Genomic DNA, 4,485 nt, shown 5'->3' with positions numbered 1-4,485 from the left:
CCAGCCGGTCTCCCGCCCCCAGGGCGAAGACCATCTCGGTGAGACTGGGCGCCAGGCTCACCACCCGTTGGGGGTGATCCGGCACCACCACGCGCCGCCCCACCCGGTCCACCACCTCCCCGGCCGCCACCGGTCGCACGGCGAGGCAAAAGAAGGCCAGCACCACCCACCATCGTTTGAGGGTGACGCTTCGGTAAAGCGGGCACGCGGATGCGTCTCTTCGCCCATGCGTCATAGGGTTTCAGGTCTTCCCGTCCAGGCGCTTGTCCCAGATCACATTTAGCCGAAAAGGCTCCCGCCCTAGGGCCGCCATCCGTTCCTCAACCATTTCCAGGCTTTTCTCCAGGCCGCTAAAGCCTGAAGGACAGGCCCGCCATGAAACTGGCCCCCGGCGCCGTGTACCCAAAGACCTCTTCGTAGTCTTCGTCCAGGATGTTGGATCCCTTGACGAAGAGTTCCATATCCTTGAGTGGGGCCGGCACCGGCACTTTATAGGACATGGTGGCGTCCAGCACAAAGTAGTCTTTGAGTTCCACCCGCTTGGGCGCGGTCCAATCCCGATAGTCCGCGTCGTCGCGTTTTCCCACGTACCGCCCTTTGACAAAGGTTCGCAGTCTTCGCCATTGCCAATCGATCCAGCCCGAGGCGCTGTGCCGGGGGCGCCGGATGAGTTCCTTTCCTTCCTCGAAAGCGATGTTCGCCAGCCCACCATCGTCCGTCACTTCGGTATCCAAGAAGGTGTAGGAACTTCCCAGCACCAGGTTCTCCATCGGCTTCACGGTCAGGCTCAGTTCCACCCCGCGGCTTTCCGCTTCCTGCACGTTGAAATAGTTGGGTGTGCGGACCGCAGGTGCCGGATATGGCGTGGGAACATAGGCAATGAGATCCTTGTAGCGGCTTTGAAAGTAGGTGACGCTCATGGTGAGCCGATCGCTCCAGAGGCGCTGGTCCACTCCCACTTCCCAAGAGACGGCCTTTTCGGGATCCAGATCCTTGTTTCCAAGGGTCCAGGCATCATCGGCGAAGTTTTCATAAAACGTGGGTTCCTTGATCCCCTTGCCCACGGCAGCCCGTAGTTTGGTTCCCGTTTCGTGGATATCCACGGCAATGGATCCCCGCGGACTCACTTCTGTCCCGAAGGCACTGTTGTCTTCCACCCGGGCGCCGCCCACCAGGTGAACCCGCTTGAAAAGGGACAGCTGCTCCTGGGCGTAGAAGGCGTCGTTGGTGCGATCCGCACCCAGGGTGGTCGTGGTGAAGTCTGTACTTTCCTGTTCATAGGTCTCCCGTTCGTGCTCGTAGCCCAAGGTCACGGTGGAGGAAGCCCAATCCACGGGCGAAGCCTTCAGGTTGGCATGATAGTCGAAATTCGTTCGCGACTCATCGTATTCGCCTCGCCACGAAGAATAGTCCGTCTCGGGATTGTAGGGATCTTCGATTTTTCGGTCGTTTCGGTGATAACCCACGCTCAGCACATTTTCCCACCAGGACGTGGTCTGAACCCGTGTGGACAGGCCCACCACGGTGTCCATTTCCCGTTCATACTGGTCGGGATCCAGAGGGCTGTATTTGTCACCCACGCTTTCCGTGGGATATTCGTAGCGGCTGTCGTTCAGTCGGCCAGTCAGGGTCACTTCCCAGTTGTCCTTGGGATAGAGATCGAAACGGGCGCTCAGGCTATTGTTCCAGTAGTCGTTGTTGATATCCAGAGCGCCCTGGTCATCGATGCGGCCATAGGCCACGGAAAAGCCCATCCGCTCGTTGCCGCCGGATACCCGAAGATGCTGCTCGCCCAGGTAGCTTCCGTTTTCACTGCGGGCGCCATGGGCCGTGGAAAGCTCCACCGAAGGCGGCCCGTAGCCCGATTTGGTGAAGATCTGGATCACGCCGCCGATGGCGTCGGATCCATAGAGGGCACTTTGAGGACCGCGGATGATTTCAATCCGCTCGATGTTGTCCAAGCTGAGCGTTTCCCAGTAGAAGTCCCCTCCGCCCAGATTCACCTGAACGCCGTCGATCATGACCATGGTGTAATTGTTTTCACCCCCCCGCGGAAAAACGACGCTTTGAGCCCCCTGGGAACCGTAGCGGACCAGGGTGATCCCGGCCACGTCGCGCAGAAGTTCGGGCACGTCCGCGGCCCGTCGCGCCTGGATCTCCTCTTCCGTGATGACCGTGTGGGAAACCCCCACGGCTCGTTCCGGCGTCGCCGTTCGGGTGGCCGTCACCACCACGTCTTGCAAGGTGACGGCTTGCGTCCCTTCCTCCGCCCCAGCGTGGACACAGGTCAGCGCTGCCATCAGGGCCACCAAGAGACTGATTCCCACACATTTTCCCATGCGCATGCTCTTTCCTCCTTCGGTTCGACTTCTCCTTTTGAAATGGATCGCTGTCCGGGCCCGCCGCCAGAGCCATCTCAACAAAAAAATCCCGGGCTCCACACGGAACCCGGGATCTCCCCTTTTCATCCCCCATCCGTTTCGGTGCCACTGCCCAAGCCTCGGGGCCCTCGGCGGCACCGGACGTCACAGGCAGGTTTTCTGACTCTCGGCTCGTCCTACCGGCTGCGCCTTCCCACCGCGACAGGCGCGGCAGTGGCATCCCAGCAGCTTTCGTCCCCGATCACAGCGGCGGGCCCGTTCCCGATTTGCACGGGATTCCCTCTTAGGCACCCAAGTGCACCTGCGACGCCATCCCCCTACCAGCAGGCGTCGGCCGTGTCAAGAGACGGCCAACAAGCAACCCCGCAGGACCGGGAATCCCCCCAGAGAAGGTCCGTTTGATCCGCGGGGGACACCAGCAAAAGACCTTTCGCTCCCACAGGGCAGAGCGCGGCAGCCACCATGCAGGAAGGCCCCGGAGGTCCCGTCACGGACGCCCAAACAGGAATTCGCTACCAGATGAAATCCCCGGATCGATTTGCAACAAAGCGGCGACAACCGAAATCCACGTTGCCACCGAGCCGGCGCTCCTGAACCAGCCCCCCCCTTGCAGAAGACGCTCAGGCGGCCGGCGGCTCCCCTTCGTAGGCTTCCACGGCGCGCCGAAGCCCTTCCGGAACGGGGACCGGCCGGCGGGTCTCGGTATCCACCGCCACGGCCACGATCCGACCGGAAGCAATCAATGCGTCCGTTTCCGCCTTGTGGATGGAAAACTGGAAGGTGAAGCTCGTCTTTCCGATCCGGGTCAGGCGCGTGTGAACGTTCAAGACCTCGTCGAACCGCGCACTTCCCTTATAGGTGCATTGGGCGTCCACGTAGAAGAAATCGACTCCTTCCCGCAGCAGCTCGTCGTAGCCGTAGCCGATGGCCTTGAGATAATCCGTAAGCCCCTGGTCGAAGTAGATAAGGTAGTTGGAAAAGAAGACGTGTCCCTGGGCGTCCGTATCCGCATACCGGACCCGAACCGGCGTAAAAAACTTATACTTTTCACCCATCTCTGACTCCTCCCCACGTTGGCACCCTCTTGCACAAAGTATCCCGCACCGTTTTTCATGGCTTACAATGGACATGGAAGCGGGGCAACCCTCTCTTGCCAAGTCCGGCCCACAATCCGATCGGAACTTCTCTCCCCTGGAACCGCCCTGATGATTGGACTCCGCCGGGATGGTACCTGGGCGCAGCCGGGAGCGAGCCCCCCCTTGAAGAGGCCGGACAAAAGGTCTATGAACTGATCAGATTTGTGGGTCTTTTCGTCTCCTCCCATCTCCAGCCCGAAAGGAGACCGGCCATGAAACGGCGCACAGCTCCGGAACGGAAACCGTATCCCTTCGCCATCGTCTTTTTTCTTCTTTTCCTGGTGGCCGGAACACTCAGGGGGACGGGAGGAACGGACGCTCTCCAGGCCGCTGCTGCCCCGGAGGCACCCTCGACGGTTGCGGCCGGCGAAGCGGAACAGGCTTTGGCGGATCCCGCCTCGGTCCTTCCCGGCGTGACACCGAAGGAAGTGGAACGCGCCGCGGCGGATTGCCATACCTTTGCCGACGCCTCCGGGGAGACCCTGGTGGAACGGGAAGTGTGCGGAACGATGGTTCGCTTCCATTTTTCATGGCCCGAAGGCCCGGACGAGCTGACCCGATTGACGGAAATCCTGAAGCAGCAGGGAAACGAAATCCTCTACACAGCCGAAGACGCCGTCACCGCCCGCCGTCAAGTCTCCGGCGGCTTGATCCTGTGGACGGCGCTCAACCCCAGGGGGGAAGACTCCCGCGCCCTCCTGATCCTTCAGGCCATACTCGACCCCGACCGGGAACGGGTCTTTTCCATGGACCGGGAAGACCACAAAGAGGTGATCTTCTACACCCAACACCCAGGGGATCGACTGATGCGCCTGGATATCACCGCTCCCGATGCGGACCTTTCCCTGGAAGGAGAGTATGGTCAAAAGACCGGAGAGCTATCGCGGCGCGTCTCCCTGGACCGGGACTGCTACCACGTCCATGGACCGCTCCACGAAATCGGCCAAGTCCCGCAATACGCCGGGCTC

3 protein-coding genes, 1 pseudogene and 1 riboswitch are annotated in these 4,485 nt (G+C 61.0%); of the genes and pseudogenes, 1 reads left to right on the top strand and 3 read right to left on the bottom strand.

Annotated features, from left to right (window positions below; all coding sequences use genetic code 11):
• The 3 genes and pseudogenes from B9A12_RS16390 to B9A12_RS16380 form a co-directional block, all read right to left on the bottom strand.
• Window positions 1-235 (bottom strand): annotated as a pseudogene (locus tag B9A12_RS16390) (hypothetical protein); the annotation flags it as partial.
• A 115-nt stretch (window positions 236-350) separates the two neighbouring features.
• The gene (locus B9A12_RS16385) at window positions 351-2,345 is read right to left on the bottom strand and encodes a TonB-dependent receptor plug domain-containing protein (protein ID WP_170920701.1); all 1,995 of its coding nucleotides are present in this window, start codon (window positions 2,343-2,345) and stop codon (window positions 351-353) included.
• Between the two features lie 168 nt (window positions 2,346-2,513).
• A riboswitch (cobalamin riboswitch) is annotated at window positions 2,514-2,701 on the bottom strand.
• A gap of 300 nt (window positions 2,702-3,001) precedes the next feature.
• On the bottom strand, window positions 3,002-3,436 hold the full coding sequence (locus B9A12_RS16380; protein WP_170920700.1) for an acyl-CoA thioesterase: 435 nt from the start codon (window positions 3,434-3,436) through the stop codon (window positions 3,002-3,004).
• A gap of 293 nt (window positions 3,437-3,729) precedes the next feature.
• Between B9A12_RS16380 and B9A12_RS16375 the strand changes: the two genes are divergently transcribed.
• The coding region (locus B9A12_RS16375) for a hypothetical protein (RefSeq protein WP_139796705.1) at window positions 3,730-4,485 on the top strand (756 nt) is incomplete at its 3' end.

It is taken from the genome of Desulfacinum hydrothermale DSM 13146 (assembly GCF_900176285.1).
GTDB classification, from domain to species: Bacteria; Desulfobacterota; Syntrophobacteria; order Syntrophobacterales; family DSM-9756; genus Desulfacinum; species Desulfacinum hydrothermale.
Note: the sequence above shows the minus strand (reverse complement) of the source record. Positions and strands in the feature narration are given on the sequence as shown.

Excerpts from the sequence above, each read along its gene's own strand:
- B9A12_RS16385 (WP_170920701.1), bottom strand. The coding sequence starts at position 2,345 with ATGCGCATGGGAAAATGTGTGGGAATCAGTCTCTTGGTGGCCCTGATG.
- B9A12_RS16380 (WP_170920700.1), bottom strand. The coding sequence starts at position 3,436 with ATGGGTGAAAAGTATAAGTTTTTTACGCCGGTTCGGGTCCGGTATGCG.